This is a genomic window from Flavobacterium sp. (assembly GCF_027490375.1).
In the GTDB taxonomy this organism is placed as follows: domain Bacteria; phylum Bacteroidota; class Bacteroidia; order Flavobacteriales; family Flavobacteriaceae; genus Flavobacterium.
Window position 1 is genome coordinate 1 of record NZ_JAIXYH010000051.1, and the last position, 3,942, is coordinate 3,942.

Sequence of the window (3,942 nt, forward strand, 5' to 3'; positions counted from 1 at the left end):
CGGATCTTTTTTAGAAGTTAGTCCCGATAGCTATCGGGATAGAAGTTAGAATTTAGACTTCGTGACGTTCACCACTTAACGTATCGTTTTATCCTACTTAACCCACGTATCGTAGGTGCCTGAGCTTGTCGAAGGCAGCTTGTCGAAGGCCAATTTTTCAATCTTTCAATCTTTTAATCTTTTAATCTTTTAATCTTTCAATCTCGAAATTTTTTACAGCTCCTTCCGGCTGTTCGCTTTAGTCCGCAAAAAATACGTCTCGTTCAGTTGGCAGGTATTGGGCTTCTTGGGTCGCCCACACCTACCGCTTCACGTTACCGTATTTTTCTTACGGGCTGCCGCTGCCATCCGGGCTAAGGCAAACGTTACCAAAAATTCGTAAAATAATACCTATAAGTAGGTAGTTTTGGGAATAGTGAAGTGCATATTTTAGCACAAAACAAAAACGAATATTTTAACAGCTCACGCAAAAGGCGTAATAAGTGTCCGATTTTATATATCAAAAATGCGCGTAAATTATCGCTGCAATTAGCTGTGATTAAATTAATTAAGCTTGTTTTTGAAAATGGAGAAAAGGGAGGAACTCCGCCAATTGTCAAGTTATAGCCAATTTTAAAACCAGCCACTTAATTAAATAGAGAAATGATTTATAAGTACTATATTTGTATCGGAGGGGTAGCTCAGAAGGAAGAGCGTACAAGTCAACCTTGTAAGGTCCCTGGTTCGAGTCCAGGTCCGTTAATGCGATTTAGTAAATTTCATTAACGGACCTTTTTTATGGACTTTAAAACATCCCTGCTCATTTATAGAGCACAAACAATTAACGAAAGGAAAATTTGGAAATCAAAGATAAGATTAGTTAAAAGCCTCACTCCGATAATTAGGAAACTAACGAATGTTGATTTCCAGAATATAGATGATTTTAAAACCCAAGAAAATCTATTGATTACTTGGTATAACTCCTCTATTTCTCCATTGTTAGCTATCAAGACTACTTCTACAGATCCAATTGTTACTAGCAATATAGACAATCAAATAACTGACTTTAAAATTCAATATTTAGAAAAAAAGGAGTTATTGAATTCACAATACAAAAATGACAAAATCCAACAGTTAGAAACTTTTTCTAAATATTTACTTTTAACATATTGCACATGGTCTGAAGCGTCATTTATTAAGCTTAAACACACACCACACGGTCTTGCTCTAAATGACAGGTTCCAAAATTATGGAAGGAATATTGAAACCAAATGGAAGACATTAATAGATAAAATCATAGATAAAATCCCGAATATTTATTCTGGAGACATATCTCAAATGAAATCAGAACTAAAACAAATTTCAGAAGATTATATTGTGAACAATAGTTATATCAGAAATAAAATTGCTCATGGTCAGTGGGATGAAGCATTGAACTCTAATAATGATGATATCAATATTGTTTCAAGCCAAGATATGTCATTTGTTGATGTAGTGAAAATTGATTCTACTTTTGAAATCCACCATTTGTTCTTGGAGATATTAGAAAATATTAGTGAGTCAAACGTCCCAGAAGATTTAATCATAAAGAAAAACAACTCTTATTTAATCCTTAAACAAAAGTTAGACGACTTAATTAATTTTAGACAGAGCTGGGACATTAAGAGTCGAGCTACATTTTTGCAACAAAGAACTTTTGAAACTAGAAATTTAATTATAGCAGATAAAATGCATTCAAAAGGAATCAGTAAGGAAATAATTTTTGAGATAACTGGAGTAAATAAATAAAAACTGGCTATAACAGGCGTAGCTGTTGCACAACCTCTTTTAAAAAGTAAAAAACATAAATCTGAACAGCAAAAGACCTCTTTATAAGCGATTTTAGAGCGGTTGATTTTTTAGTTCAAGTTGTAATTGGCAAATTTTCGAGGGGTTAGAAAAGCTCTTTGTAAGCAATAAAAAGTGGTTTCTAGACTTGTTTGTACTTTTCCTTTTATCGTACCAACAACTTTGGCTTGCGATAAGGGTTTGCGGGTGATGAATTTGAGGTAATTCTTTAGGTTATAGGTTAAACTCGACATCAATTTAAAAAAAATCAATGAAGTTAACCGAGTTAAACAATTGTGGCTGAAAATTCTTTTTTCCTTGCATGACTAAAAATACAAAAATTACTGCAAAACCGATAGCTATCCGTTACGCGGATTTATGTGTATTTTTACGTTGTGCAACAGGCACAGCAGTTTGGCAAGAGTGTCGGTTCAGTTCTCCGTAAACTCATTTTTGGTTAATCAAAATTGGCTCTCCGCATGAACATGTGTAGTGAAAATCGCTACATTAATCCAGTCAAAAAATGTTATCGTTTCTAGCAAAAACCGGTTCCAAAGGAGAAACACGGCTGAAAAAAATTAAATTTGTAACATATAGAAACAAATAATGGACAATCGCTTTACGGATATAATTCAGTTAATTAAACAGTCTCGGACTGATGCTATTAAAGCCGTAAACGCCGAACTGATAAATCTATATTGGAGTATTGGAGGGTATATAAGCAAGAAAATTGAACAATCAGAATGGGGTGACTCTGTCGTAACAGAACTAGCCAGTTTCATTCAAACACACGAACCTGATATAAAAGGCTTCTCCGATAAAAACATTTGGAGAATGCGGCAGTTTTACGAGACTTACAAAGACTTCCCAAAACTCTCACCACTGGTGAGAGAAATTAGCTGGACAAACAATCTTCTGATATTTTCAAGGTGTAAAACTATTGAAGAAATGGAATTTTACCTAAAACTCGTAAAACGAGAAAACTATAGTAAACGAGAGCTTGACCGACAAATATCTGCAAGCTTTTTCGAGCGGTCAATGATAGGCAATTCAAAACTCTCACCAGCGGTGAGAGAAAGTAACAATGACCTATCTAACACATTCAAAGACAGCTATGTATTTGAATTTCTAAACTTACCTGACCGACACAGTGAAAGCGATTTACAGCGTGGACTTGTAAGACAAATGAAAAATTTTGTTCTTGAACTCGGGAAGGACTTTTTGTTCATTGGAGAAGAGTATAAGTTGCAAGTTAGGTAACAGCGACTTTTACATTGACCTGCTTTTCTATCACCGTGGACTACAATGTTTAGTAGCTTTTGAACTTAAAACTGACAAATTCAAACCCGACCACTTGGGACAGCTAAACTTTTACTTGGAAGCATTAGACAGAGACGTTAAAAAGGCAAATGAGAATCCTAGCATTGGAGTTTTGCTATGCAAGGACAAAGACAATGAAGTTGTAGAATATGCTTTGAGTAGAAGCCTCTCTCCTACTATGGTTTCAGAGTATAAAACGCAATTACCTGACAAGAAACTTTTACAACAAAAACTACACGAACTGTTTGACAATGAAACCGAAGAGAAATAGAGCCACTACCCCGCTCCGCAAACTCTCCCGACTTTGAGGCTAGCATAGTCTGAACGTATCGAAAGTAGCTTATCGAAATTTAAACCGCAAAGAGCGCAAAGGTTTCGCAAAGTTCGCAAAGCTTTGTTAGTATCAAGATGGGAGTATTAAGACTTCGATGAGTTCACCACTTAACGTATCCTTTTTGGGAAGCGAGAAGCTAGTCCCGATAGCTATCGGGATCGTGAAGTTCACCACTTAACGTACCGTTTTATCCTTATAAACCCACGTATCGTGAGAGCCTGAGCCTGTCGAAGGCAGCTTGTCGAAGGCTAATGGAGATTTGAGTATTAAGATTTGAGTATTAAGACTCAGCGACGTTCACCACTTAACGTATCGTTTTCCCACCCGAACCCACGTATCGTCGGTGCCTGAGCCTGTCGAAGGCGGATCTTTTTTAGAAGTTAGTCCCGATAGCTATCGGGATAGAAGTTAGAATTTAGACTTCGTGACGTTCACCACTTAACGTATCGTTTTATCCTACTTAACCCACGTATCGTAGGTGC

Annotated in this window: 2 protein-coding genes and 1 pseudogene; 2 read left to right on the plus strand and 1 reads right to left on the minus strand. The window is 36.2% G+C overall.

Going from position 1 to position 3,942, the window contains the following annotated elements; genetic code table 11:
• Positions 1-777 precede the first annotated feature (777 nt).
• On the plus strand, positions 778-1,767 hold the full coding sequence (locus tag Q0064_RS06175) for a hypothetical protein (RefSeq protein WP_298145871.1): 990 nt from the start codon (positions 778-780) through the stop codon (positions 1,765-1,767).
• Between the two features lie 110 nt (positions 1,768-1,877).
• Here the strand turns inward: Q0064_RS06175 and Q0064_RS06180 are convergent, their stop codons facing one another.
• The gene (locus Q0064_RS06180; RefSeq protein ID WP_298145874.1) at positions 1,878-2,060 is read right to left on the minus strand and encodes a hypothetical protein; all 183 of its coding nucleotides are present in this window, start codon (positions 2,058-2,060) and stop codon (positions 1,878-1,880) included.
• A gap of 352 nt (positions 2,061-2,412) precedes the next feature.
• On the opposite strand from Q0064_RS06180, the pseudogene Q0064_RS06185 reads away from it, so the two are divergent.
• Positions 2,413-3,397: pseudogene (locus Q0064_RS06185) on the plus strand (PDDEXK nuclease domain-containing protein).
• The last annotated feature ends 545 nt before the right edge of the window (positions 3,398-3,942 follow it).

What these genes read in the sequence shown, in the direction of transcription:
- Q0064_RS06175 (WP_298145871.1), top strand. Translation starts at nt 778, where the DNA reads ATGGACTTTAAAACATCCCTGCTCATTTATAGAGCACAAACAATTAAC.
- Q0064_RS06180 (WP_298145874.1), bottom strand. Translation starts at nt 2,060, where the DNA reads ATGTCGAGTTTAACCTATAACCTAAAGAATTACCTCAAATTCATCACC.